1 pseudogene is annotated in these 264 nt (G+C 44.7%); it reads left to right on the forward strand.

The annotated features are described in order from the left end of the window. A pseudogene (locus AAEY75_RS15640) lies at nucleotides 1-264 on the forward strand (esterase/lipase family protein); the annotation flags it as partial.

Raw genomic sequence — 264 nt, forward strand, 5'->3', positions numbered from 1 at the left:
GTCACAAGCAGTCATAGAAGATGACGATATCGTAATTGAGACTGTCGATACCAGTAGTACCAGCAATGTAGAAAACTCAGATAATTTAAACGTTTCAGCTGCCGTAGTTGATGGAGAGACTGCAAAAGATGCGACTACTAAGACAGATACCTTGCCACCTGAAGCACTGGTTGCTTCTGTTATCGTCAATGAAGAGATTAGCCAAGCATTAACCGAGCGTCTGTCAGATGGTATCGTGCCCTATACCAGCGCGCATCTTGATGG

It is taken from the genome of Psychrobacter sp. TB55-MNA-CIBAN-0194 (genome assembly GCF_040309505.1).
Classification (GTDB): Bacteria; Pseudomonadota; Gammaproteobacteria; order Pseudomonadales; family Moraxellaceae; genus Psychrobacter; species Psychrobacter fozii.